The following is a 24,068-nucleotide window of genomic DNA, read 5'->3' on the forward strand; positions in this document are numbered from 1 at the left end:
TACTATTACTATAATCTCTTCTCTAAAAAGTGTTGACTATGTCCCTTAGGATGATCTTCAACAACACCATATTCTCGGTAGCCGTGTTTTTTATAAAATTCTGGTGCTTGAAAACTAAATGAATCTAGTAATATTAATCTACAACCTTTTTCCTTCGCGATGTCTTCGATTTTATGTAATAGTTGACTGCCATAACCATCATGACGAACCAATTCGTCAACCCATAAAAAATCTATATGAAGATGATAAAAATACATCGTTCCTGTTACCCCGCCAAAGATTTTTCCAGCCTCATCTTTCACTACGAAATTTACTTGTTCCATCGGCTGTTTCGCTTCATCATTTAAAATAGACATGTTATATTGAATGACTTTATTTTTTATGTATTCTCCTTCAGCGCGAGTACCATTCTCTATGTGTTTCATATATTCCTCCCTTTCAACTTAGTAAGTTACCTTTAATTTTTACTTTTCCTCTTTAAAATACTAATAAATACGAATCCACCATATGTAACAAAGCATGAAAAACCAATTATCCCGGGCACAGAAACATAGCCTATTCTTATATAACTTATAACTGCAAAAGAAGCGATAGACAGTAAAATAAATGTCCAAAATAGAAGAGCTGTTTTTCTTCGCCCTTGTTTCGATGTACTTTCTTTCTCTTTAGAAATACGTGTACCAAAAAGTAATACAATACAAATGAGGATTGCTGCAAAGTAAATTGTATCTAACGATAAAGTGTGATCGTAAATCGCGATTCCAACTTCCAAGGCGATAATTGTTACTATTAATATAATGATTGTTGATGTCTTTAAGTTTCTTTTCAATCAATCACTCCTAGCGTAATTTCACTATATTCTTTGTATATGTACTTCAAAGCTACTGCAAAAACTTTATCTACCTCTTTATTTTCACGTCGATTAGGTAAGTCTTTTCCCCCAATAACATAAAGAAACGGGAATTCGTTAAATATTCCTATTATACCAATATTTATTGTAGCTGAAGATAGTCCACCTGTCATATGAGCTAAGTGATATGAATGTATTCCTTCATATTCACCTTGCTGCCTTACCATGCCGCTAATAATTGGTTCCCATAATTCTGCTTCTGATTTATAACCTTGAAATATATGTACTAAAAGTGAAAGAAGTTCATTTAATTCTCCAATATTTTTCTCATCTCTAGCGTCCTCTTGTATATGAATTTTTGAAAAGTACGTTTGAGCATACATTTTCACAGCATCCCATCCACCACAGTACATTACAACTGACTGTGCAACGTAACTATCATGACATGCTATCATTACTTCAACTGCTTTACTAAGTGTTAAAGTATTTCTTCCTTGTAAATGTGGATATAACTGCGCACTATCTTCATGTGGATTAAATTTAACATCATGAAGTATATCATTCCAATTACGTTTATTTTCCTTCACCATCTGCGCTACTACAAATCCAATTACTACTTTTACTGCCGATGCTAACGGAATATTTAATTCACTATTATATGAAGCAACTATACGATTGCTTTTTGTAGAATAAATAGCTATCCCAACATGATCAGAGTGTATCTCTTTCATTTTTTGAATGACAGTTTCCATTTTCATTCCTCATTTCATATCGTTTTATCACCTTCTAATAATTCAATATAGAATTTAAAAATCCTTTTTAGCAGATTAAATCGGCTATTACAATAAGAAAAAGGTAGCATGAATTACTCCTTGCTACCTAAAAGATAAATTTTTACGAAAAACCTCTATTCTTCTAAAGGATTTTTAGGACCACTAAGCTCCAATTGATAAAAAGCTAAATCTAGCCACTTATTAAACTTATAACCAGCCTTTTTGATTGTCCCCGCATGAGCAAATCCATATTTTTCATGTAAGGCAATACTTTTCTCATTATCTGCATCAATTCCAGCAACTAAAGTCATATATTCCCTTTCTTTTGCAATTGTAATTAATTCTTTCATTAAAGAATTTCCTATCCCACATTTTCTATATCCCTTTTTAACGTATATAGAATGTTCAACTGAATATTTATAAGCAGGCCAAGCTCTAAACGGACCAAATGTCGCAAATCCTACTACTTTATTATCTTGTTCGTATACAAAAACCGGATAGCCATCAGCCTTTTTTTGTTCATACCAATCTATTCTATTTTTAAGGGTTACAGGTTTATATGCATATACAGCTGTTGTATTTAGTATCGCATCATTATAAATATCTAAAATATATGTTACATCTGTTTCCATTGCTTCCCTTATCATTGTTTTCTTCCTTTCATATACGTTATCTTTTTAACTACCTATTCGTTACACGAACACTAGCTTTTCGGAAGCCATCATAAATGTTTAATGCAGCAGATACTATATAAATGAGAATACCTCCACCAATTAACCACCCTTTAAATTCCTCTGGAGAAATAGTAAACACATTTGCCACAAACGTAATAAATCCTTCGTTAAACAAGTGCGGATTTACTACAATTACAATGAATACTATTGTTCCCGCTATTTGGAGAACAGTATTTCCGATTGCCAATCTTTTCGTCCATTGTCCCTGTACTAACTTATAAAGAGATATAGCTATTTCAAAAACAATCATAATCACAACGATTAGCCAATATTGAAGTAACACATCTTGATTAAACGTCGGCGCAACAAACTTCAATCCTTTTTCCGTACCACTGTATACACCAACGAGGTGATTCGCATAAAAGTAAAGTGTAGCCCAAATTGCCGTCCACATTAAACCTCCAAAAACTTCAAACTTAGAGATTGCTTTTTTCTTCGGAATATACGAAATATTTTTCAAATCATCTGGCGTCCACTTTTTTAAACTTGTCGTCAATGGTTGCGTATCTTTGTCTTTATCCGTTCTTTCTAAAATAGCAAATACAAGTGTTAACCAGAAAAATACATGGAGAGCCACTTCAAGTATTTCTCCTACACCTTTACCTATCAATTGTAAAACAATATTTAATACCGCTTGATCACCAGTATAACTTATAAAATTTTCTGCAACCATTGCAATGAGTGCGATAACGGCTGCAATTGGAATGATCATTTTTAATAATGTCATATATACATCAAAATAACGTGGTCCAATTAAATGCATCGGTCTATCCAAGTACCCATTAGCCAACGAAACCGGACTTCCTAATTTTTCAAGAACTCTTTTTTCATCTTCTTCATTATAATCATCAGGTAACATATCCTCTATTGTTGATCGTAGTTCAAGAATAATATCTTCACGATTTTTTTCAGGTAATCTCTTCGCTACTTCCTCGACATAAATATCAATCAAGTTCATTCTTGTCCTCCTCCTTTAATAAGTTATAAAGTTCTTTCGAATCCTTTATCCATTCCTTTTTTAACTGCAAAAATATCTCTAATCCGTATTCACTTAAAACGTAATACTTACGAGGTCTACTCTCCGTTTTATCCCAACTACTCGTCACTAGCTCCTGCTTTTCTAATCGGCGAAGTAGTGGATATAAAGTACTTTGATCAATTGTAATCCCTGATTGCTCCAATAATTGGACAAGTGAATATCCATACTGCGGCGTTCTTAATTGGCTTAAAACCGCTAATGTTAATGTGCCTCTTCTTAGTTCAGTAATTAATGAATTTAATAAAGCATCCATGTATTCACCTCATTTTTATTACTATATGTCATACAGTATATGTTTTATACTATGTATCGTACAGTATAATTGTGACAAAAACAACAATTTTTTACCAAAAAACGGATAATAAAAAGCACAAACTATATGATTTGTGCTTTTCTCACTAACTTATATATAACATTCTTATCTTTGTACCTCTGGTAATATAAATTCCCATTTTTCTTTAGAAAATGGAACAACATCAATAATTGCATCAATATTAATTGCTCCGTAAACATGCGGATACTCTTGGCCGTTAGAAGCAAGTTCATATTTTATTTCTGCTTTCACTAAGGATCGATCAATTGTCAGTAATAAAACATCTTCTTCATGCATGAAATGTTTTTGTGCAACGTTTAAAGCTTGTTCTAAATATGAACAATGGATAAATCCCTCTTCAATTAGTGATTTTTCATAAATTTCTCCAGTTGTTTTTGCGATTTCCCAATTTCTTTTTGTTATTACTTTTGTAATCATTATCATGTCCCCTATATATTTATCAACTAAGAGGCTTTCCTATTCATTACTAGAAAAACCTCTTGAATTTTTATTTCTTAATTAACGGAGATGCTTCCCCGCTATGGAAAATCCATAAATCATGAAGCGACCTTGTACATCCGACATATAATAACTTCGCATCGTGTTTCGTATTTTTATAATGTTCTTCATCAACATCAATGAGTAGAACGGCATCAAATTCTAACCCTTTGGCTAAGTATACAGGTACTACCGAAATACCACCTTTATATTTACTTTGATCTGCTTCAATAACGTTTACAGACAATCCTTCATTTGTTAATTTCTCATACATATCGCGGCATTCATCGTCTGTTCTTCCGATTACCGCAATTGTTTTCACATCTGCATTTTGAAGCTGTTTTAATGTCTTCACAATTTCAGTAAACTGATCTTCAGTATGAATTACTTTTACTTCTTCTCCACTACGGAAAACTGGCGTTGCAAGCCCTACAGGAATCTCTGCATTTTTAATTATTTCGTTCGCAAATTCTATAATTTCTTTTGTAGAGCGATAACTTCTCGTCAGTTCATAATAACCTGTTTCTTGGAAGACTTCCTTAAAAGCACTCCAATCTTCAATCCCTTGATAATCATAAATCGCTTGAGATAAATCACCTAATATAGTAAAAGAATTACCTAGTGTAATTTCTTTCAATACATAAACTTGGAATGGCGAGAAATCTTGCGCTTCATCGATAACGACGTGATGAAACTTTTGTCCAATTTCAATACCTGTGATGCGGTGATGTATGTATATTAAAGCGGGTAAATCTTCTACATACACTTCTTTTTTACGACAATTCTTTTCTGTTTCTCTAACAAGTTCTTCAGGTAATACTTCGAGTATTTCTTTACTTTTCAATATTGAACTATATATTGAAAGTGGGCTCATTTTCGGCCAAAACTTCATATAACTGTTCAATCTCTTTGTCGCTTCTTTTTTTAATAATTTCTTCTCGTTAGTTTCTCCATACTTTTTCAGTTCAATTTCAATCCAGCGTTTCATTCGGCCGAGTAAACGTTCTCTTCTTTTCTTTAATGGATAATGTTTATATTCCACTTGCATCCACTTTTTAATATCTTCCACTGGAATAACAGCTTTATCCCACGCCTCAAAATCACTTGTTGGCACTAGTTCTTTTTCAAATTCAACCATTCGCTCTTCAATAAAGGACTTAAATTTCAGTGTACCTTTCAATTTACCAAGCATAACCTTTCTTTCATCACGATTAATAGAAAAGGCTTCTTTTAATTTTTCATCTGTCTGCTTTAGTTTCACCGAATCATCTAACGTACGTAATGCCCAATTTGAAAACGTTGTTTGACTAATATTCCCTACACCTAATTCAGGAAGTACGCTCGAAATATAGTCTAAAAATAAACTATTCGGAGCGAATACAATCATTCTTTCAGCTTCTAACTGTTCACGATATTCATAAATTAAAAAAGCAAGGCGATGTAAAGCGATCGTTGTTTTTCCGCTCCCTGCAACCCCTTGAATTAGTAATGGTAAGTTTCTTTCCGCACGAATAATATCATTTTGCTCCGATTGTATCGTCGAAACAATATCCTTTAGTTTATTATCTTTATTCTCACCTAGTCGATATAGAAGAAAATCATCAGCATGCGATACATCTTCATTTCCTTTCACATATGTATCAACAACACGTTCTAGTTCTCTTTTTCGAATGGAGATGTTTCGCTTTAAATAAACATCACCCTCTACTAATCCGTCTGGTGATTGATAAAATGCTAATTCTTCACCACCGGTAAATGAATAAAACATACTTGCGACAGGCGCTCTCCAATCAATAATGATTGGTTTCATCGTGTCTATATCCGAAACACCTACTTTACCGATATAAATCGGCATAACGTCTTCCTTGCCATCCTCCTGAAAATCTAATCTTCCAAAGTACGGCTCTTGTACACCAATACGTAAGTTTTGTCTATTAGACTCCCTCATACTTTCAAGAATTTGTTCTTTAAAATCATCGCCATAATAAACTGGAATTTTTTCAAGCTGATCCAATTGTTCATCCATCGTACTTAATGTATCTTTCATTTTTTGTAATTCTTCGTTAAAAATGTTGTTCATTTGATGATTCCCTCCTGTCCGTTCTAATTTTTCAGTCGAAACATAATTGTATTAAAAATCCATTTATAAAGTCAACAATTTTAATTTAAGTTTTCCGAAAAAACTTATTTTTCACCTTTCTAATATCGAAATTCAAATGATATTTTTACATTATAAGAATATATAACATCTAAATCATACAACTACACATATAATAAAGTGATTTATACAACAGCTGCTATTATCTATTGATTAAAAGAACTTTATACTATCTAACTAAGTTCCCCTTACACACTCTCCAATTTCTTATCTAGTTGTCTATTAAGACGTCGTTGCTACTGTATTATTTCTTCGAATTGGGATCATACTAAGATCCATAAGAATAAAAAAAGAACGACAATTAAATATTCACACTATAAAAGTAAAAAAGAGTAAGGAATTAATCCTTACTCTTTTTTACTTTTATACGATATGATAAACATTCATTTAAAGACGCTTGCTCTTTATATTTTCTCTCTTCGAAGTCATATGCTCCCCCTGGGAAAATCCCAACTATACTGAACTGAGCCTCTGCACATAAATTACTAATCTCATCTATAGTATAGCAACGTAAAGATTGTGTCACGATATCATTTGAAGAATCCGTTTCCCACCAGTGGTCCAGCATCCTAGCATTTTCACTATCGTATTCATATTTTCGCATTGCAGAATAAATCGGCATTTCTTGTCCATTTGCTTTTTCCCAATATAATGGTTGATAAATATCAATAAGTGCACACCCACCATCTTTCAACCAATTATGGATTCGTTTTAATAAAACCAATTGTTCTTCATCTGTTCCTACACCAAATCCGTCTAAATAACTAACAACATCAAACTTTTCTTCAAAGTTAATTTTATAAAAGTCAGCACAATGAATCACAATGTCGTTAGTAGAATGTTTTTTAGCAAACATAACTAACTCTGGTACAAGCTCAACCGTAGTCATTTTTACACCCAAATTAGACATCGCTCTTGCAAACCCGCCATTTCCAGCACCTAGTTCTAACATCGTCTGAAATGGATATCCCACTTGCTCTTGAATTTCTTCAGCAACTTCCTGTAACCAATTTTCATTATTTATATCATGGCTTAGTAATTCAAATTGTTTTTTATAAAATTCTTTTACATTTAATTCGTTCATTATTATTCTCCTCCTGTACGTTATTTTTCTACTACAGTTGAGAAACTAAATTTCTGACACCCCTGAAAAATCCTCCTTTTTATTTCCCTATATTTACAATTTATCAAAATAATAAGAATTTTAAAAGTGTAAATATAAAAAATAGATAATGGATTATTCCACTATCTACTCTTTAGTTACTCTTATTTTTCTTTTTGATACTCCACCCAATCTCCAGAATCAATCACTTTCAATATCATCTTTTTATCTTGAGCGATATACACATATGCCTCTATTTCCCTATCAGCAGCATATACTGTTTGCGTAATGCGATCATATAAATCAGTCTCCGCATTACCTGTATATTCTTCTAGTTCATCTAACTTACGCAATATCTCATCATTTACTTCATAAACTTCACCATAGACCTTTTCTTCATTCGAATAAGTCATGGCTGGATACCCTTCGTTTGTATCAAATAATTCCCCATACGTCCATGCTTCGTCTGCGATGCATGTTGCACCTTGCATATAATGAGCATTTGTTTGCTCTTTTCTTAACGTGCCATACACAAAAACGTGATGCATAAAATCCCTATCCCCTTTACATGTCACTACTTTCTAATTTGTAAATAAGCACGAATCATAAAGTAACTCACTTCATTCGGAAGTTGTTCCTTAATCGATTTCAGACCACCATCAGCATTTTGCACTGCAGTTTCAATCAGCAGTTCATATTCTGCAGGAACAAAACTGTTCCAGTCTACTTCCATTCCATCTTCAAAACAGCGAATTAAATGATTTTCAATTGTTTGTCTTGATAGGTTACGTTCTTTTGCAATCTCATTTAAATCAATGCCTTGTTTATACATTTCATACGTCTCTAAATGAGAATTTGCTGAAGCTTTCCCTGGCTTTTTCCGCTCTGTCACCACTTCTGTCTTAACTGTTTCAGCATAGTTTGGGTTTTCCTCAATAAAGTGCTGTACTGCTTGCAAGAAATGAGAACCGTACTTCACAAGTTTGTGTTCGCCAATCCCTTTTACTGTTAAAAGTTCAGAGTCACTTTGCGGCATTTTGGCACACATATCTTTTAACGTTTGATCAGAGAAAATAACGAATGGAGGTACACCTTCTCCTTGTGCAATTTCTTTACGTACTTCACGGAGTACTTCAAATAAAGGATGGTCTTGAACAATTTGTCTTGTCTCTACACGTTCTTTGCGTAAAACATTCTCTTTACCAAGTAACACTTCTTTCCCTTTTCCTGTTACTTTTAATGTTGGATACGTACCATGTTCAACTGCAATTAACTCGTCTGAAATAAGAAACTCAATAAACTCACTGACTTCTTTTACACTACGATTTGATAGTAATCCGTACGTTGGTAAAGTATGAAAATTAAATTCAATGACTTTCTTATTTTTAGATCCCGTTAGTACTTGTGCAATCATTTGTTTTCCGAATCGTTGGTTCGTCCTAATCATACAAGATAGAACCATTTGTGATTCTCTCGTCACATCAATACTTTCACGTTCGTCTGTACAATTACCGCAACGGCCACAATCTTCTTTCGGTTCTTCTCCAAAGTATTGCAAAATAAATGATTGTAAACATTGTTCTGTATGACAGTAATCAGTCATATTTTGCAATTTTTCAAGTTCGTTTGAAAAACGAGATTCTCCGGTCGATTGATCAATTAAAAAGCGCTGTACTTGCACATCTTGAGAAGAATACAGCAATATACATGCACTATCTAATCCGTCACGGCCAGCACGTCCTGCTTCTTGATAATAACTTTCCATATTTTTTGGCAGTTGATAATGAATAACGTAACGAATATTCGATTTATCAATACCCATCCCGAATGCAGATGTCGCTACCATTACACTTACTTCATCACGTAAAAAGAGTTCTTGCTGCTCATTTCGATCGTTATCACTCATACCCGCATGATATTTTGATACAGAAACTCCCGCTTTCATTAAATCCTCATACAACTGATCAACTACTTTTCTAGTAGCCGCATATATAATCCCAGATTCCTTTTGATTTTGACGAATATAATCCGCTAAATATGCATTACGATCTTGTCCTTTAATAACAGAAAATGATAAGTTCTCGCGCTCAAACGTTGTCATAATCGTGTTTTCTTGATTAATTCCAAGCGTATTGCAAATATCATCACGAACTTGTGGTGTTGCCGTAGCAGTTAATGCTAATACGAGCGGCTTTTCTGGAAGATAATCTAATATACGATGTATATGTAAATAACTCGGACGGAAATCATGTCCCCACTGCGAAATACAGTGCGCCTCATCAATTGCAATCATCGGGATTTTCATATCGATAAGTTGATCAACAAACTCCATTGAATCAAGACGCTCAGGCGCCACATAAAGTAACTTATAATGTCCTTGTTTCGCTAATTGAATTCGTTGATTCGCTTCTGTAATAGAAATAGAACTATTAATATAAGTAGCCGAAATACCATTTTGTACTAATGTATCTACTTGGTCTTTCATAAGTGATATTAAAGGCGATATAACTAACGTTGTTCCTTCAAATACTAATGCGGGAATTTGATAACAAATTGACTTACCCCCACCTGTAGGCATAATACAGACTGTATCTTTCCCATCTAATACATTTTTAATTGTTTCATCTTGTCCTCTTCGGAATGAAGAATAACCGAAATAAGACGCTAAAAGTTCTTGTGCTTTTGTAAACAAAAAAGAGTCACCTGCTTTTCTTTATCTTTCATCTACTTCTATTATATCATCTCTTATGCGTCATGAAAGTGATGAATGCATAACTAACAGCCTGCTTTTTCATTATTTTATGCATCTTTACGTTTTAGAGATTGATTAGCAACTATAACGAATTTCAAAATGAATACACATTTTATTAATTCTCCTTGAATACTACTAATCTTATACATATGAATTCAGGAGGTTACTATATGAAGCACCGTAATATTAGTTCCATCAAACAGAAAACAGTACCGAACCAACTCCAATTCTCAAATAATGATGCGTGGAAATATGAATCATATTATAAGTACCAACCATTATTTTCTTATAGAAAGCTTTTTCATTTTCTTTCTCAACTTTTTAAACATTAATACACGTGCGAAATATATCATTCATAATAATTTTCTCAATATGAACCTTATAGACATACTACAATACAGTTGTTAACATATGAGGTATTCTGTTGGATAAACCCCTTAAGTTGACCTGCTTATTTGTGCAGGTCTTTTTTGATTTTTATATATTTCAGTACACTTTTAGATGTGATTGTAAATCTTTTCTCCATTTTATAACCATACTCCACTCACAACAAATGATGATAATAACAGGAAGTAAAATATAAGTTCTTAACATCTAATAAAGTAAATCTTTTTTTCTCAATACACAAAACGAATTTCACTTGTTACTATAAAGGTACTCTAGATGATTTTTTGCTCATCGACATTATCTAGTTAAAGGGACCTGCCGCGGGAAGCAGGTCCCTTTGACTTTATTAAAGACTGACTTTCATTTGGACACATTTACCAGGTTTTTTTAATAGAATTTTATGATAATATTACGTAGTCGAGTCCGACATCTCGGCAATACCCTTTTGAGGCTCTGCAACTTCCCTTGCAGAGCCTCTTTTACTTTAAATTCAATTTATTTATATATACCACAATAAAATTCTTCATCTTTTTCCATATCATTTTTTGAAATTAATCTAGGACACGTAACTAAAAATAAATTTTCATCATACTTTGAGTTATACATGTTCAAAGGAGTGTTACTATTTATGTATTCATATTGGCAATCATATTACTCCCCCTATCATAATCCTTATGTAAACTTTGATGTATCTGTACGTAACTACCGAATTAGTAAAAACGAGAATTTTTTAAAAGGTTACATGCGTTCTTTATGGGAACAACACGTTGCTTGGACGAGATTAGCTATTATAAGTATTGTTTTCAATTTACCTGACGTAAACGTTACTGTTGGACGGCTTCTTCAAAATGCAACACATATGGGACTATCTCTTGAACCATTCTATGGTGAAGATGCAGTGAAAAAATATAGTGCATTAATTAAAGACCACTTAGTAATTGCAGCAGATCTTGTTAAAACCGCAAAAGCTGGTGACCAAAATGCAGCTGCCGCTATAGAAAAAAAATGGTACGCTAACGGTGATAAAATTGTTGCGTTTCTAACAAGCATCAACCCATATATAGAAAAGGAAGAATTCAGAAAAATGTTTTATGAACATTTAGCACTTACGAAAGCAGAAGCACTTACCTTTCTAAATAAAGATTATGAAGCAGGAGTAAAATTGTACGATAAAATTGAAAAAGAAGCATTAGAAATGGCTGACATGATAACAAATGCAATCGTAAAGCAATTTCCGCAAGTATTTCAATAACAATAAGCCGATTTGAAAAACAAATCGACTTATTGAGCTTTCTATCAATGATATTTCGTCCCCGCTCTTTACATTTAGCTTATATCGATATATTTTATTAATATCCGTTTTTATAGGAGGAAATAGTTTGATTAACGCCATCGGTCTTGTATTTATCCTTACAAATAAGCACGAGAAAAAGAAGAAAGTATATCTAAATGAAAAATACGCATTAATAGACATTATTGATTCTAAAGAAGTAATTGATGATGAAGGAAACTCACTAGTAGAACTAACATGTAAATACAGTATATATTTAGATGAAAAATACTACTGTAAATCTCTTGATGATTATACTGGACAAGTATTTCCATTCTTAAGCGCTAAAATAGGAAAAGGACTTCTCAGAAACTTAAATTATTACTTTTCTTACGTTGATGCCTATGATAAAAAACCACCTGTAAAAGAAATTAGGCCACTTATGAAACAAGTAACGAACAGATAGTGAAAATCACTCAAGAAAGAAAACATCTAATTTCAGATGTTTTCTTTTTTGAATCCAGAACTAGTTACCTTTCATCCTCTTCTAAATATATGTATCCAAGCATACTTTAAATTAAAAACATTGGAGGATTAAACTGAATGAAATACTCAGAAACAATTGTAAGTAAACGGCTTCGAACACTTAAAATATGTAGTATGTTTATCATGCTAGTTTTAATCGCATGGGTTGGATATACAAAATTACTTTATGAAAACGGATTTCTTCAAGAAAAGAAAAATTCAGTTGAAGTAATGAATACTAGTATTACAGGAGAAATTGAACAGAATTCCCATGTAAACTTACAAGGTTATCGTAAAACAGACCTTGATACCATTATAGATGCAAGTAGGACTGATCCGAGCGAACTATCCTTAATTGAGATTATCAATACATCTTGTTCAAGAGATTGCATAGGTGAACCATTGACATATGTGAACGCAAATAATGGATATATTTTTTTTAAGGAGTCTAATGGAACTCATGTAGCTATAAAGATTAAAAAACAAGATAAATGGAAAATTGTAAAAAAATCTGTTGAAGATGGAATATAACCTTATAAATTGAAAGAGTACTTAACGTACTCTTTTTATTATTAATACCCTTCATGTTTACAATAACATTTCGGTTTCTCTTTACAATTACATTTTTCACAATCGCACTTCGGTTTCTCTTTGCAATGACATTCGTTACACTCCCTGCATTTACATCTACATCTTCCAAACATTAAATCGTCCCAAAATGAACGCCTACAATTACAATGATTCCCCATGAATATGCATCCTCCTAAATAGAATTCATCATATTCTATGGTTAAGAGTAGAAAAAGGTTTGTTTGCTAGTCTATATTCTAGTTTTATAAGTATAGTTATAAATGTTATACTTCTCTGTTAGTACTTCCAATTCTCTTTAAAGTAAATACTACAAAGAAAAAACCCCAATATTTAGGATTTAAATTCATACGTGTTTTCTTTTTTCACACACAATATATATAAACACTAAAAGTTGGCTATAACTCTCTCCCTTCCCCCACAGCCCCTTTTAACCTCTGCAACATATACCCAATTCCTTTACACCCTTCTAACGGATACGTAATGATTTCTTCTAGATACAATTGTGTCACTACTTTTTTATGCTTCTTCCCTGCAAGTAAGACGATTTCATCAAACTGAAGCAAGTCTTTTTCAATCATCTGTTGTTTTAATTGTTCAATACTAATAATCTCATCGCTCTTTGAATCAAAGGCAAGATCATAGTTTTCTAGTACAATATCATTTGGCCTTAAAAATCCATGCTTCGCCGATAATATAACCCAATTCTCGAAAAACATAGTTGCGTACGCCTGACATGCTTTTCCGAACGGGCTAATATATACATCTTTTGCCTCCATCGGTCCGTAATCACGATACTTATCCCAAATTTTCTTCTTTCCGCATGGAATTATGCATAACCTTTTCATCGTTTTTTCTTACCTCATTTCTAACTTTTTAAATATAAAAATATAGAACCCTCTACTTCTTCATACACAGCTTCTATTTCTCCAACCCTAAAAACGTTCCAACCATTATTTGTTTCTTTCGGTTTTTCGTTCATTATGATATGAACTTGTGTCATATTTTTAAAATCTTCTTCGAAAGATGCTAAAACAGGCTGATTTATCATATATGTTTTATTATGTATATTTACACTTAAAAAGGTTTTATGTAATGCTTTATTTCCGTTTAAAATTACATTCATTGGATTAAACGAATTTAATTTTATATCTCCTACAATATACAAATGATACCCTTCTTCATCATAAAATTGCTTAATATCCTTGTCTCTTTCGTTTTGAACAAAATGAAGGATTTGCTTCGTTTCTTTACTTATTGTCATTTCAATATTGAAACTCAAATCCACATTTATATTTTGTTTTAAAAAAGCATATAACAATTTATCACTATTAAAGAAGCTCGTTTTCCATTCAGGGAGGATTTTATCTAATAATAAACATAAAAGCATTCCTGAGCTATAGCAGCTCTTTCTAATATTATAATTAGCATCATATGCATCTAAAATAAGCCCGCTATATTTTCGTAATGTTTCGCTTTTAACATTTTTACAAACTGCAATACAAGCATTCATTTCAACATACCAAGCAGGCCCTTCTATACTTTCAACCATATACTCATATGTTATAAACTCTTCTCCCATAAATCTAGCTCTTTGCTCTCTTAGTTCAATAAACTTCTTAATATAATTATTTTTCTCAGCTTGTGACTTACAATGAACTGCATTATATAAACAAATTCGTTCTCTATTTCGTAATTCTATATTTTCTTCAAATATAGGATATTGAAATCCTAAAGACTCATTTGGAAATCTACTTTCTTTATTCAAATATTGATAGCAATGAAAAAGTTCATGCACCACAATCGCAAGTAAACCTGCATAATCTTTATATCTATTCATATTCACGATGGCAGTTGGATAATCTTTGAATAGGATACATGTATCAGCTTTGAATTGTTCATCCCACTTTAAAATGGTGTACTCATTATCATCTTTCAAATATAATGGATGATGAAATACATACACATGCTCATTATTATATAATGCAAATGCAGCCCTATTAAAACCAGGCCATAGCGTATTCAATAATTCTATACTTACATCTTTCTTTATTCGATTTAGTATATTATTCATTATATATAACACCCCTATATCATTCTACATACACCTATTCTATTCCAATCAAAAACACCCCTTTTAATTACATGACTATTTAAAAAATATATCTCTTATCTCAAACTATAATGCATTATACAAATATACATGTGATGATTTTATGACAAGGAGGTCAATAAATGAAAAATATAATCCCTGCACTAGTACTTTATATTATTGTTTGCATAATCGCTATGATTACTCCAGCATCTCAAGGCTATAATCATGTTGGCTGGAAGTTGTTTGTTGGGCAAGCGTATGCTATACCTATTTTCCTCATTACTGCTATTATTACATTTTATATAAATAAGAAAAAATCTACGAATAAACAGTTATAAGGATAGCGAACGCTATCCTTATTTTAATTCGCTAAGCAAATCTAAAATAACCATTGCAGTACTTTCTATCCTTTCTTCTGAAAAGTCAAACGAGACACCGGTTTTTTCATATATTTCTTGTATAGGTAGGTTCCAATCTGCACTCGCTCCCTCTTTAAAGAAAGCAATCGCTTTTTCTGGGTCCTCTCGATAAATTTGAAACAATTGCATCGCTCCTATTTGTGCAACTGCATATTCAATTTTATAAAAAGGAAACTGAACAAAGTGAAATGACTCTAACCAGCTTGCACCGATTTCATCTTCTAATCCTGCACTATCGACTGATGAATATTGATACCTTTCACATAGTTCAAAATATTTCTCATCCCGCTCTTCTTGTGTATGGTTTGGATTTGTATAAAGCCAGTGTTGGAATACATCTCCTGCAACTGACGATATTAATAAAGACAAAGTACGATATAATTGTACTCGCTGCACTTCTTTATATTCATCTTCTTGCTTGTAAAAGATATTAAGCTTATCCATTACTAGTAACTCAAGACTGAGAGAATAAAGCTCAGCCACCTCTTCACGAAGATATCTTTCCTGCATACTACTATCATTGTTAAACTGTTTATAAAAATGAAATGCATGCCCCACTTCATGTATGAGTGCATTAATTGCATAAAATGAAGGACTAAAATTAGAAAACGCAAAAACCTCTTTACTATGAGGTAAGGTAAAACAAGCAGCTCCTGGTGCTTTATTTTCACGTTCTTCTACGTCAATCAATTCCGCTTTCCTTAAATGAATAAATTTCTCATAAAAATATAAATCTGTCGTCCGAAACATTTCTTCCACCCCACCCAATAAATCAATGGAATTTTGAAATGGTACTTTTGGCAAACTACAAAGAGCTAGATCCCAGGGACGATACGCTTCTACATCGAGATTCTTTTTCAAAAAATCCCCTAACCGTTTCCAAATTGGTACAACATACTTCTCTATAGATTTATGAAGCTTATAACAGTCTTCAATACTGTAATCTCTATTTTTCATTTTAAAAGCATATTCACTATAATTATGAAATCCTGCATTTAAAGCTATCTCATTCCGCAATTGTACGATTTCATTCATAATACACTCTATTTCTATTTTCACTACACTTCTTGCTTCACATAAAGCGTACCAAGCTTTTTTGCGAATAGCTCTATTGGGGTTATCTAGCTTTGCTTTTACGTATGCATACGTCTTTTGCTCGTCTTCCCAATTAATTGATATGTTAGACATTATTTCTCTATATTTCGTAATAAGCTCTTGCTCTTTAACGGAAAGAGAAATGTTTTTTTCATTAAACATTTTACTCTTCACCAATCTTACTTTTTTCATAAATCCATATTTCTGCTCATCTAAAAAATTAGAAAACGGACAATCTATAAATTTCTGGTCAAACTTTGCATTGTATCTTTTTAAAAGTGGTTGAATTGTATTTTGGTTATATATATGTAAATCACGTATATTACTATTGTTTGTATCTCTATACATGGAAATTAAACTATTTGTTATCTCCTCTTCTATTTCAGCATTTACACGTAGTTCCTCCAAAAGCCAACTCTCTAATTCTGAAACAGAAGTAATATTTCGCTCTAATATTGACTGTAATTTACTCTCCAAATCATTAAACATACACAATCCTCCTTTTAAAATTCTAATTTTCTGTTTTTTAGAGATAAAAAAAGACAAGTAGCCAATCCGACTACTTGTCCTTGCTGTTTATCTGTACTCAATAGAATTAAGCTTGGAATGCTTCTGTTAATACTGGTACGATTTGTTTTTTACGAGATACAACACCTTTTAATGTAGCAGTGTTACTTACTAGAGATACGTTGTATGCTTTCTCAACAACGTTTGCTGCTTTACCGATCGCAAGACCGACAGAATCGTTAGTTAAGATATCAGTTACAACGAATAAGAATAGGTCTAACCCTTTTTCTTCTACTACTGCAGAGATAACTTTTTCAAGTTCCGCTTGGTGTACAAGAACGTCGTTTGTATCAACAGCATTTACTTGTGCGATTTCAACTTTCGCATTACCCATTTGGAATTCTTTAGCGTCAAGAGAGATTAATTGCTCCATTGTTTTTCCGCTCAAGTCAGCACCAGCTTTTAACATTTCTAAGCCGTAGCTATCAGCATCTACACCAGCGATTTCCGCTAATTCACGAGCTGCTGCTACGTCTTGCTCTGTGCAAGTTGGAGATTTGAATAGTAAAGAATCTGAAATGATTGCAGATAACATTAAACCTGCAACTTCTTTACGAATTGTAACGCCGTTTTCTTTGTACATTTTGTTTAAGATTGTAGCTGTACAACCAACTGGCTCACAACGGTAGTAAATAGGATCGCTTGTTTCAAAGTTAGCAATACGGTGATGGTCAATAACTTCTAACACACGAACAGATTCGATATCGTTAGCACTTTGTTGACGTTCGTTATGATCAACTAAAATAACGTTGTCCACTTCGCTTGCAACTGTCTCAACAAAACGCGGTCCTTCTACTTTAAAATAGTCTAACGCAAATTGAGTTTCACCGCTGATTTCGCCTAAACGTATAGGCTCAGCATTCATTCCTAATTCTTTTTTCAATTCTGCATAAGCAATTGCAGAACAAATTGCATCTGTATCTGGGTTTTTATGCCCGAAAACTAGTACTTTTTCCATGTTTTCCACCTCTTCATGAAAAGGATATCTTAAAGAAGCAAATATGACAATATTTAAAGCCCATTTTTTTATAAATAATTGCACTTTCTTCTATATTTTTCATCGTTTTTCATAAAAAAGATCATCTAAAATGAATTAGATGATCTAAATGTATATTTTATTTAAAATAATGTAGGAACTTGCACTACATGATTTAGCGCGATATTTGATGCTAAACCATTATTTACAAGGTTTACATCTATAACTTGATAAAATGCATTCCCAGTATCTGCAATTTCCCACACAGCTAAAATAAGGTGATATCCATTTCTATCAGTAGGTACATTTGCTACATGTGCTACGGAAGTTCCAGGTTTAGCTCCTCCATCATTTTTTACATAAAACGGTACTAAATCCAAATCATATCGTGATAACGGCTTATTTGGATTCCAATCTTTTTTCGTAATATAGTATTTCCATTCTTTCGTACTATGAGGAGCAGTTAATTTCCACTTGAATGTATTCGTTCCGCCGTTTAACGTAACTTTCTTCCACCTATCAACTGTTTGAACGTCTAAAGCAGGGAAATGGCCAGCTCCTGCGATTTGTCCATCAGAAGGTCCTAATTGTGGGAATCCCCCTATTCCTTCTACACTTTGCGGCTCATATTGAATCGGACCACAATTTACATTTACCCCTTGTTTACATAAATAAGAACGGCTCGCTGGTGATTCTACGTATCCATGAGCGGAAGCTTTTTCTGAAAAACCGAAAGTTAACAATCCTGTAAGTAATATACCACCACTTAATATAGCTTTCTTTACCTTCTGTAAACCTTTCGTTTTCATCTCGTCATCCCCTTTCCCATAATAAAGCGAAAATAACTATAGTTGCCTAGTCATCTTCTCTACATCTATTATAAGTCGAGAGACCATGCAAACATAACCCTCTAAAAACTTTCTCAAATTCAATTCGTACATTAAACAAATTCAAATAACACCGCTAGAGAAATATAGACGGTGTTAAAAATTGGAGTTTATTATTTGGAGCATGATAGCATTGTAATCATCACTTATAAAAACTTATAATAAATAACTGTGGCATCCAAACTACCATTTGGAGATATTGCGTATTTTGGTATTTTTCCAGCTTCTTGATACTCTAATGATTTATACAATCTGTTGGAAGGGTCTCCTTCTCTCGTATCTAGTACTAAAAGAGACCTATTTTCTTGTTTCGCTCGTTCCTCTGCTTTTTGCATAAGTAAACGCCCTATGCCATTACGTCTAAAGCTCGGATGAGTCATTAACTTACAAATCTCGGCTCTATGAATTCCGTTAGGCTTTGTAACTAAATGTAATTGAATACTCCCTGCCAATTCATTATTTATTTTAGCGACATATAATATCACTTCTGGCGCTATAACAGTTTGCCAATACTTTATTGATTCTTTTTGTTCCAGTGGAGGTAAAAAACCAATTGATGCTCCATCATTTACAACCGTTTTTAATAGTTTCGAAAGTTCTTCCATATCATTTTCTAGTTGCTTAATTTCTTCAATTACTAAATTTCGCATTACTTTCCCCCCTTTTGTTACATTATACCAATTTTTAAAGCAGGAATAATGATATACTAAGATGAAATTCTTTAAGACATGATTTTTTAGGGAAAGGATAACGATATGAAATATATATTAGATAGAACATATGCAAAAGAATTACTCGAATGGGCATATGAACAAAACCCCGGTCCTTGGTTTGAACATTCAATAAATGTTGCTCAGGCAACTGAAAACATAATTATAGAACTTATTAAAAATGGGTATAACCTAGATGCTGATATAGCATATAATGCTGCCCTTTTGCATGATATCGGAAGATACAAAGGTTTTACCAAATCGGTCATTCATTCCTATGATGGTTATATGTATATGAATGATTTAGGGTATACAGGAAACGCAGTTATTTGTGTTACACACTCATTCCCATGCAAAAATGAACATATAGATATCGCAGCAGAGTGGCGTCTCGTTCCTGACCATATGAGAATCCAGTTAGTTGAAATATTGAATGAATATTGTAACTACGATTTATACAATAAAGTAATTACTCTTTGTGATGCTCTTGCTGACGCGGATGGTTTTACTACGCTGGAAAGAAGATTGATTTCCGTTGGTTTACGTCATGGTACAACGTCTCATACATCATTACATTGGAAAGGGTTTTATGCAATTAAGAAAGAATTAGAAGCTTTAATCGGTAAAAGCATATACACAGTTCTTCCTGATGTAGAGAATTCGATTTATGAAGACATAGAATATTAAAGTGAATACAAATTTAATTTCACATAAAAAACGTTTTAAACATAAAGTTTAAAACGTTTTTTTATTCAATGCTTTTGATTTTTCAGTTCTGTTAAACACTCTTGCACTAAAGTTACCGCTTGACTCATCGCAGCTCCGCCAGCAAATGCTGCTGATACACCACACGCTTCCAGAATTTCTTTATCTGAACACCCTTGATCAAGACAACCTTTTGTATGATAAACAGTACAATATTCATCTTGCGTTGCTAGACTAATTCCTAATGCGATAAGTTGTTTTTCCCTTTTTGTTAAAGAACCCTCTTGAAAACAAGCTTGCGTGAATGCATTATATGTTTCAGTAATTTCAGGAATTTGGTTTGTAAAACTACCGATTCCTTCTTTATAATGATGTAGAACGTCATTTACTGAACTATGATGTTGTTCGTGTTCCATCTTATTATTACCTCCATTCAAATTATCTGTACCTATTGTAGTATGTGATGAAAAGAAGGCAATATACCCCGATAAATAGAATGAAAATTCAGTTTATTATAGCTACAATTTCAGACTATCATCCACTACTGATTGTTCTTTAGAGTTTGTTCTTTCAACCTCTTTACTTCTTTCTTCCCAAAATGCTAATCCTTCAATCCCTATATTTTTAGGGTCAAATACTGGATCTTTCCCTTCTTTTTTCTGCGTTTCATAATCTTTTAACACTTTTAATGCTGTTTTACTTAATAGTAGAATCGCAATTAAGTTTAGCCATGCCATACTACCGATTCCTAAATCTCCAAGATTCCATAAAAGCGACGCTGATTCTACACTACCGATATAAACCATAATTAAAAATCCAAATTTCAAAACTGGCTTTAACCAGCTATATTTAAATTCACGATCTAAATAAGTAAGTGTTGTTTCAGCGATATAATAGTAAGCGAGTAACGTTGTAAATGCAAAGAAGAAGATAGCAATGGAAATAAATATTGGTCCAAATCCTGTCATAACAGTTTCAACTGCTTGTTGTGTATAGATTGGATCTGCATCAACATTCCCTATATTTTTTACAATAGCGCTTTTCCCTTCAGGTATAACATTATACATACCTGTTATTAATATCATAAGAGCTGTCGCTGTACATACAACAATTGTGTCGATATAAACGGAAAATGCTTGAACTAACCCTTGTTTTGCTGGGTGAGATACTTCAGCAGCAGCGGAGCTATACGTCGCTTCTCCAACACCAGCAACATTTGAAAATACCGCCCGCTTTACGCCCCATGCGATTGCTGCGCCGACGATTCCGCCAAACATTTCATTTACACCAAAAGCACTAGAGAAAATTAAAGCGAACATACTTGGAATTTCTGTTACATTCGCAATTAATACGATACATGTAACAATTACATAACCAATTGCCATAAATGGAACAAGCATTTGAGAAACACCCGCAATTCTCTTTACGCCACCAAAAATGATCGCTGCTAATAATACGACTAACAATATACCAGTTATATATTTGCTAATCCCATTAGAGTTTTCAAATCCAACTGCGATGCTACTAGATTGAATCCCTGGTAATAAAACGCCATATGAAAGTGTTACAACGACCGCTACAATGACTGCAAACCATTTCATTTTTAAGCCTTTTTCAATGAAATATGGTGTACCGCCGCGGTATTCATTTCCAACTTTACTTTTATACACTTGAGATAATGTTGATTCAACAAATGCACTCGCTGCTCCTAAAAGGGCCATTACCCACATCCAAAATACAGCTCCAGGTCCGCCAAAAGCGATAGCAGTCGCGACCCCGGCGATATTACCTATCCCAACCCTACCTGATAAGGCTAAACAAAATGCTTGAAAAGATGAAATTCCCGTCTCCGAGCTCTTCCCTTCAAATAATAGTTTAATCATCTCTTTAAAATAACGAACTTGTAGAAAACGAGTTGCAATTGTAAAATACACACCTGCTCCTAATGCGAAAATAACTAAACCAATACTCCACACTTGTCCTACTAACCACTCTACTAATTGCTCCATCCAAATCCCCCTTATCATTCTTTAGAAAACTATTTTATATATAAGAAAACGGACAACTATTATTAAAACTTCCAGTTGTCCGTATCTCTATTCATTAACAGTTAGACTCTCTATTACTTTATATTTACCCAAACACTTTTCACTTCTGTATAGTTATCAAGCGCATATGAACCTAACTCACGACCGATACCAGATTGTTTAAACCCACCAAATGGTGCCGCTGCATTTTCTAAGTTATAATCATTAATCCATACTGTTCCTGCCTTTAACTTATTGGCAACTTGATGTCCTGTTTTAATATTTTGTGTCCATACGCCTGCTGCAAGCCCATATGACGAACGATTTGCTCTTTCGATTACTTCATCCATCGAATCAAAAGGAAGTACAACGACAACTGGACCGAAGATTTCTTCCCTAACTATCGTCATATCGTCAGTAACATCTGTGAATACTGTTGGCTGTACAAAATAACCTTTTTCAAATGCACGTTCACCACCAGCAGCAACAGTAGCACCTTCAGCTTTTCCTTGTTCAATGTAATGTAGCACACGCTCTTGTTGTTTTTTAGATACAAGTGGACCCATTTCCGTTTCCTTCTCCATACCTGCTCCAAGCTTCACGTTATTCGCCATTTTTACTAGTTCATTTACGACTGTTTCGTAATGTTTTCGGTGAACAAACACGCGAGATCCAGCACTACAATTTTGGCCGTGATTATACATAATGCCTTGAAATGCACCGTTAATCGCCTCTTCTAAATCAGCGTCTTCTAAAATGATATTTGGTGATTTACCACCAAGTTCTAATGTTACATGTTTAATTGTTTCTGCAGATTGACGCATAATATATTTTCCAGTAACCGTTGAACCTGTGAAGGCTACTTTATCAATATCATGATGGTTTACGATTGCAGCTCCTGCTTCAGGACCGAAACCTGGCACAAAGTTTACGACACCATTTGGAAAACCTGCTTCTTTAAAAAGCTTCGCTGTATATAATAAAGATAAAGGCGTTTGCTCTGCTGGTTTTAATACGATCGTACAACCGGTTGCTAATGCAGCTCCCATTTTCCAAGAAGACATAACGAGCGGAAAATTCCAAGGAATAATTTGACCTACAACGCCAACAGGTTCATGGCGTGTATAATTTAAGTAATCTTTTGAAATCGGAATTGTTTGCCCGATAATTTTTGTAGCCCATCCCGCATAATAGCGATAATTTTCTACAGTCGCTGCTATATCATCATCCAGTGCTACTTGATATGGCTTCCCATTATCTAAAGCTTCTAACTGTGCTAATTCTTCTCCATTCTCTTCTATTAAGTCTGCTAATTTATAAATAAGATGTGCTCTTTCAGCGGTAGTCATTTCTGCCCAATGTCCTGATTCAAATGCAGATCGTGCCGCTTTTACTGCGACATCAATATCCTCTTCTTGTGCTTCACATACGACCGCTAAAACATCTTCTGTTGCTGGATTGTATGTTTCAAACGTCTTCCCGCTAATTGAAGGAACAAATTCACCATTAATAAACATTTTAATTTCTTCATTTAAAAACGCTTTCACTTTTGGTTTTAGTTCAATGTTTTTCGTTAACATATATGCTCTCCTCCTTAT

Annotated in this window: 26 protein-coding genes; 6 read left to right on the forward strand and 20 right to left on the reverse strand. The window is 33.4% G+C overall.

The window, feature by feature from the left end:
• Nucleotides 1-8: 8 nt before the first annotated feature.
• The 11 genes from V7S50_RS15225 to recQ form a co-directional block, all read right to left on the reverse strand.
• Nucleotides 9-425: a GNAT family N-acetyltransferase gene (locus V7S50_RS15225; RefSeq protein WP_242253017.1), complete on the reverse strand. Its 417-nt coding sequence runs from the start codon at nt 423-425 to the stop codon at nt 9-11.
• A gap of 32 nt (nt 426-457) precedes the next feature.
• A complete protein-coding gene (locus V7S50_RS15230; RefSeq protein ID WP_063221451.1) occupies nt 458-829 on the reverse strand; it encodes a hypothetical protein in 372 nt (123 codons plus the stop codon).
• The gene (locus V7S50_RS15235; RefSeq protein ID WP_242253103.1) at nt 826-1,602 is read right to left on the reverse strand and encodes a serine hydrolase; all 777 of its coding nucleotides are present in this window, start codon (nt 1,600-1,602) and stop codon (nt 826-828) included. The genes V7S50_RS15230 and V7S50_RS15235 overlap by 4 nt, the downstream gene beginning before the upstream one ends.
• Before the next feature lie 155 nt (nt 1,603-1,757).
• Nucleotides 1,758-2,270: a GNAT family N-acetyltransferase gene (locus V7S50_RS15240; protein WP_242253016.1), complete on the reverse strand. Its 513-nt coding sequence runs from the start codon at nt 2,268-2,270 to the stop codon at nt 1,758-1,760.
• Between the two features lie 34 nt (nt 2,271-2,304).
• Nucleotides 2,305-3,315 carry an HAAS signaling domain-containing protein gene (locus V7S50_RS15245; RefSeq protein ID WP_242253015.1) on the reverse strand — a complete coding sequence of 337 codons (1,011 nt, stop codon included), beginning with the start codon at nt 3,313-3,315 and terminating at the stop codon, nt 2,305-2,307.
• Nucleotides 3,302-3,649 carry a PadR family transcriptional regulator gene (locus tag V7S50_RS15250; RefSeq protein ID WP_060486712.1) on the reverse strand — a complete coding sequence of 116 codons (348 nt, stop codon included), beginning with the start codon at nt 3,647-3,649 and terminating at the stop codon, nt 3,302-3,304. Before V7S50_RS15250 ends, V7S50_RS15245 begins: the two co-directional genes overlap by 14 nt.
• 165 nt (nt 3,650-3,814) lie before the next feature.
• On the reverse strand, nt 3,815-4,147 hold the full coding sequence (locus V7S50_RS15255; protein WP_242253014.1) for a DUF952 domain-containing protein: 333 nt from the start codon (nt 4,145-4,147) through the stop codon (nt 3,815-3,817).
• Nucleotides 4,148-4,217: 70 nt separating this feature from the next.
• Nucleotides 4,218-6,287, reverse strand: a complete 2,070-nt coding sequence (locus tag V7S50_RS15260; RefSeq protein ID WP_242253012.1) for a HelD family protein — start codon at nt 6,285-6,287, stop codon at nt 4,218-4,220.
• A gap of 418 nt (nt 6,288-6,705) precedes the next feature.
• Nucleotides 6,706-7,449, reverse strand: coding sequence for a class I SAM-dependent methyltransferase (locus V7S50_RS15265; RefSeq protein WP_242253010.1), 744 nt, complete (start codon nt 7,447-7,449; stop codon nt 6,706-6,708).
• Nucleotides 7,450-7,631: 182 nt separating this feature from the next.
• Complete coding sequence (locus V7S50_RS15270) at nt 7,632-8,015, reverse strand: gamma-glutamylcyclotransferase family protein (RefSeq protein WP_063221458.1); 384 nt, start codon at nt 8,013-8,015, stop codon at nt 7,632-7,634.
• 26 nt (nt 8,016-8,041) lie between these two features.
• Entirely contained in the window at nt 8,042-10,159 is a 2,118-nt protein-coding gene (gene recQ, locus V7S50_RS15275; RefSeq protein WP_242253008.1) for a DNA helicase RecQ, read from the reverse strand.
• Between the two features lie 230 nt (nt 10,160-10,389).
• Here recQ and V7S50_RS15280 point away from each other — a divergent pair, with 230 nt between their 5' ends.
• The 4 genes from V7S50_RS15280 to V7S50_RS15295 all read left to right on the forward strand — a co-directional run bounded on the left by V7S50_RS15280 (nt 10,390) and on the right by V7S50_RS15295 (nt 12,932).
• Nucleotides 10,390-10,551, forward strand: coding sequence for a hypothetical protein (locus V7S50_RS15280; protein WP_180230807.1), 162 nt, complete (start codon nt 10,390-10,392; stop codon nt 10,549-10,551).
• Between the two features lie 683 nt (nt 10,552-11,234).
• Entirely contained in the window at nt 11,235-11,858 is a 624-nt protein-coding gene (locus tag V7S50_RS15285; RefSeq protein ID WP_242253006.1) for an acetylglutamate kinase, read from the forward strand.
• Between the two features lie 127 nt (nt 11,859-11,985).
• A complete protein-coding gene (locus tag V7S50_RS15290) occupies nt 11,986-12,342 on the forward strand; it encodes a cytoplasmic protein (RefSeq protein ID WP_336376455.1) in 357 nt (118 codons plus the stop codon).
• Nucleotides 12,343-12,479: 137 nt separating this feature from the next.
• Complete coding sequence (locus tag V7S50_RS15295) at nt 12,480-12,932, forward strand: hypothetical protein (RefSeq protein WP_242253004.1); 453 nt, start codon at nt 12,480-12,482, stop codon at nt 12,930-12,932.
• Between the two features lie 455 nt (nt 12,933-13,387).
• On the opposite strand, the gene V7S50_RS15300 is transcribed toward V7S50_RS15295, so the two are convergent.
• Together V7S50_RS15300 and V7S50_RS15305 are read right to left on the reverse strand one after the other, a co-directional pair.
• Nucleotides 13,388-13,837, reverse strand: a complete 450-nt coding sequence (locus V7S50_RS15300; RefSeq protein ID WP_242253003.1) for a DUF6884 domain-containing protein — start codon at nt 13,835-13,837, stop codon at nt 13,388-13,390.
• A 20-nt stretch (nt 13,838-13,857) separates the two neighbouring features.
• Nucleotides 13,858-15,063 (reverse strand): peptide ABC transporter permease, encoded by a 1,206-nt coding sequence (locus V7S50_RS15305; protein WP_242253002.1) that lies wholly within the window; start codon nt 15,061-15,063, stop codon nt 13,858-13,860.
• Nucleotides 15,064-15,224: 161 nt separating this feature from the next.
• Between V7S50_RS15305 and V7S50_RS15310 the strand changes: the two genes are divergently transcribed.
• On the forward strand, nt 15,225-15,422 hold the full coding sequence (locus V7S50_RS15310; RefSeq protein ID WP_242253001.1) for a DUF4017 family protein: 198 nt from the start codon (nt 15,225-15,227) through the stop codon (nt 15,420-15,422).
• A gap of 18 nt (nt 15,423-15,440) precedes the next feature.
• Here the strand turns inward: V7S50_RS15310 and V7S50_RS15315 are convergent, their stop codons facing one another.
• The 4 genes from V7S50_RS15315 to V7S50_RS15330 all read right to left on the reverse strand — a co-directional run bounded on the left by V7S50_RS15315 (nt 15,441) and on the right by V7S50_RS15330 (nt 19,678).
• Nucleotides 15,441-17,087, reverse strand: a complete 1,647-nt coding sequence (locus V7S50_RS15315; RefSeq protein ID WP_242253000.1) for a M3 family oligoendopeptidase — start codon at nt 17,085-17,087, stop codon at nt 15,441-15,443.
• Nucleotides 17,088-17,193: 106 nt separating this feature from the next.
• On the reverse strand, nt 17,194-18,123 hold the full coding sequence (ppaC, locus tag V7S50_RS15320) for a manganese-dependent inorganic pyrophosphatase (RefSeq protein ID WP_242252999.1): 930 nt from the start codon (nt 18,121-18,123) through the stop codon (nt 17,194-17,196).
• Between the two features lie 161 nt (nt 18,124-18,284).
• The gene (locus V7S50_RS15325) at nt 18,285-18,950 is read right to left on the reverse strand and encodes a lytic polysaccharide monooxygenase (RefSeq protein WP_242252997.1); all 666 of its coding nucleotides are present in this window, start codon (nt 18,948-18,950) and stop codon (nt 18,285-18,287) included.
• 224 nt (nt 18,951-19,174) lie between these two features.
• Nucleotides 19,175-19,678 (reverse strand): GNAT family N-acetyltransferase, encoded by a 504-nt coding sequence (locus V7S50_RS15330; protein ID WP_242252995.1) that lies wholly within the window; start codon nt 19,676-19,678, stop codon nt 19,175-19,177.
• Nucleotides 19,679-19,783: 105 nt separating this feature from the next.
• Between V7S50_RS15330 and V7S50_RS15335 the strand changes: the two genes are divergently transcribed.
• The gene (locus tag V7S50_RS15335; RefSeq protein WP_242252993.1) at nt 19,784-20,425 is read left to right on the forward strand and encodes an HD domain-containing protein; all 642 of its coding nucleotides are present in this window, start codon (nt 19,784-19,786) and stop codon (nt 20,423-20,425) included.
• A 65-nt stretch (nt 20,426-20,490) separates the two neighbouring features.
• Here V7S50_RS15335 and V7S50_RS15340 read toward each other — a convergent pair whose 3' ends face one another.
• From V7S50_RS15340 to V7S50_RS15350, 3 genes are all read right to left on the reverse strand, one after another.
• Nucleotides 20,491-20,859 carry a carboxymuconolactone decarboxylase family protein gene (locus V7S50_RS15340; RefSeq protein WP_242252991.1) on the reverse strand — a complete coding sequence of 123 codons (369 nt, stop codon included), beginning with the start codon at nt 20,857-20,859 and terminating at the stop codon, nt 20,491-20,493.
• A gap of 102 nt (nt 20,860-20,961) precedes the next feature.
• Nucleotides 20,962-22,452 (reverse strand): alanine/glycine:cation symporter family protein, encoded by a 1,491-nt coding sequence (locus tag V7S50_RS15345; RefSeq protein ID WP_242252989.1) that lies wholly within the window; start codon nt 22,450-22,452, stop codon nt 20,962-20,964.
• A gap of 113 nt (nt 22,453-22,565) precedes the next feature.
• Nucleotides 22,566-24,050 carry an aldehyde dehydrogenase family protein gene (locus V7S50_RS15350; RefSeq protein ID WP_242252987.1) on the reverse strand — a complete coding sequence of 495 codons (1,485 nt, stop codon included), beginning with the start codon at nt 24,048-24,050 and terminating at the stop codon, nt 22,566-22,568.
• Nucleotides 24,051-24,068 lie beyond the last annotated feature (18 nt).

The organism is Bacillus sp. CCNWLW194 (assembly GCF_037120585.1).
GTDB lineage: Bacteria > Bacillota > Bacilli > Bacillales > Bacillaceae_G > Bacillus_A > Bacillus_A basilensis.

Bases quoted from the DNA above. Each gene is read 5' to 3' on its own strand.
- V7S50_RS15250 (WP_060486712.1), bottom strand. From the start codon at position 3,649: ATGGATGCTTTATTAAATTCATTAATTACTGAACTAAGAAGAGGCACA.
- V7S50_RS15335 (WP_242252993.1), top strand. From the start codon at position 19,784: ATGAAATATATATTAGATAGAACATATGCAAAAGAATTACTCGAATGG.
- V7S50_RS15255 (WP_242253014.1), bottom strand. From the start codon at position 4,147: ATGATTACAAAAGTAATAACAAAAAGAAATTGGGAAATCGCAAAAACA.
- V7S50_RS15315 (WP_242253000.1), bottom strand. From the start codon at position 17,087: ATGTTTAATGATTTGGAGAGTAAATTACAGTCAATATTAGAGCGAAAT.
- ppaC (WP_242252999.1), bottom strand. From the start codon at position 18,123: ATGGAAAAAGTACTAGTTTTCGGGCATAAAAACCCAGATACAGATGCA.
- V7S50_RS15245 (WP_242253015.1), bottom strand. From the start codon at position 3,315: ATGAACTTGATTGATATTTATGTCGAGGAAGTAGCGAAGAGATTACCT.
- V7S50_RS15325 (WP_242252997.1), bottom strand. From the start codon at position 18,950: ATGAAAACGAAAGGTTTACAGAAGGTAAAGAAAGCTATATTAAGTGGT.
- V7S50_RS15305 (WP_242253002.1), bottom strand. From the start codon at position 15,063: ATGAATAATATACTAAATCGAATAAAGAAAGATGTAAGTATAGAATTA.
- V7S50_RS15350 (WP_242252987.1), bottom strand. From the start codon at position 24,050: ATGTTAACGAAAAACATTGAACTAAAACCAAAAGTGAAAGCGTTTTTA.
- V7S50_RS15225 (WP_242253017.1), bottom strand. From the start codon at position 425: ATGAAACACATAGAGAATGGTACTCGCGCTGAAGGAGAATACATAAAA.
- V7S50_RS15280 (WP_180230807.1), top strand. From the start codon at position 10,390: ATGAAGCACCGTAATATTAGTTCCATCAAACAGAAAACAGTACCGAAC.
- V7S50_RS15235 (WP_242253103.1), bottom strand. From the start codon at position 1,602: ATGGAAACTGTCATTCAAAAAATGAAAGAGATACACTCTGATCATGTT.
- V7S50_RS15240 (WP_242253016.1), bottom strand. From the start codon at position 2,270: ATGATAAGGGAAGCAATGGAAACAGATGTAACATATATTTTAGATATT.
- V7S50_RS15295 (WP_242253004.1), top strand. From the start codon at position 12,480: ATGAAATACTCAGAAACAATTGTAAGTAAACGGCTTCGAACACTTAAA.
- V7S50_RS15265 (WP_242253010.1), bottom strand. From the start codon at position 7,449: ATGAACGAATTAAATGTAAAAGAATTTTATAAAAAACAATTTGAATTA.
- V7S50_RS15330 (WP_242252995.1), bottom strand. From the start codon at position 19,678: ATGCGAAATTTAGTAATTGAAGAAATTAAGCAACTAGAAAATGATATG.
- V7S50_RS15260 (WP_242253012.1), bottom strand. From the start codon at position 6,287: ATGAACAACATTTTTAACGAAGAATTACAAAAAATGAAAGATACATTA.
- V7S50_RS15340 (WP_242252991.1), bottom strand. From the start codon at position 20,859: ATGGAACACGAACAACATCATAGTTCAGTAAATGACGTTCTACATCAT.
- V7S50_RS15310 (WP_242253001.1), top strand. From the start codon at position 15,225: ATGAAAAATATAATCCCTGCACTAGTACTTTATATTATTGTTTGCATA.
- V7S50_RS15270 (WP_063221458.1), bottom strand. From the start codon at position 8,015: ATGCATCACGTTTTTGTGTATGGCACGTTAAGAAAAGAGCAAACAAAT.
- V7S50_RS15345 (WP_242252989.1), bottom strand. From the start codon at position 22,452: ATGGAGCAATTAGTAGAGTGGTTAGTAGGACAAGTGTGGAGTATTGGT.
- V7S50_RS15300 (WP_242253003.1), bottom strand. From the start codon at position 13,837: ATGAAAAGGTTATGCATAATTCCATGCGGAAAGAAGAAAATTTGGGAT.
- V7S50_RS15285 (WP_242253006.1), top strand. From the start codon at position 11,235: ATGTATTCATATTGGCAATCATATTACTCCCCCTATCATAATCCTTAT.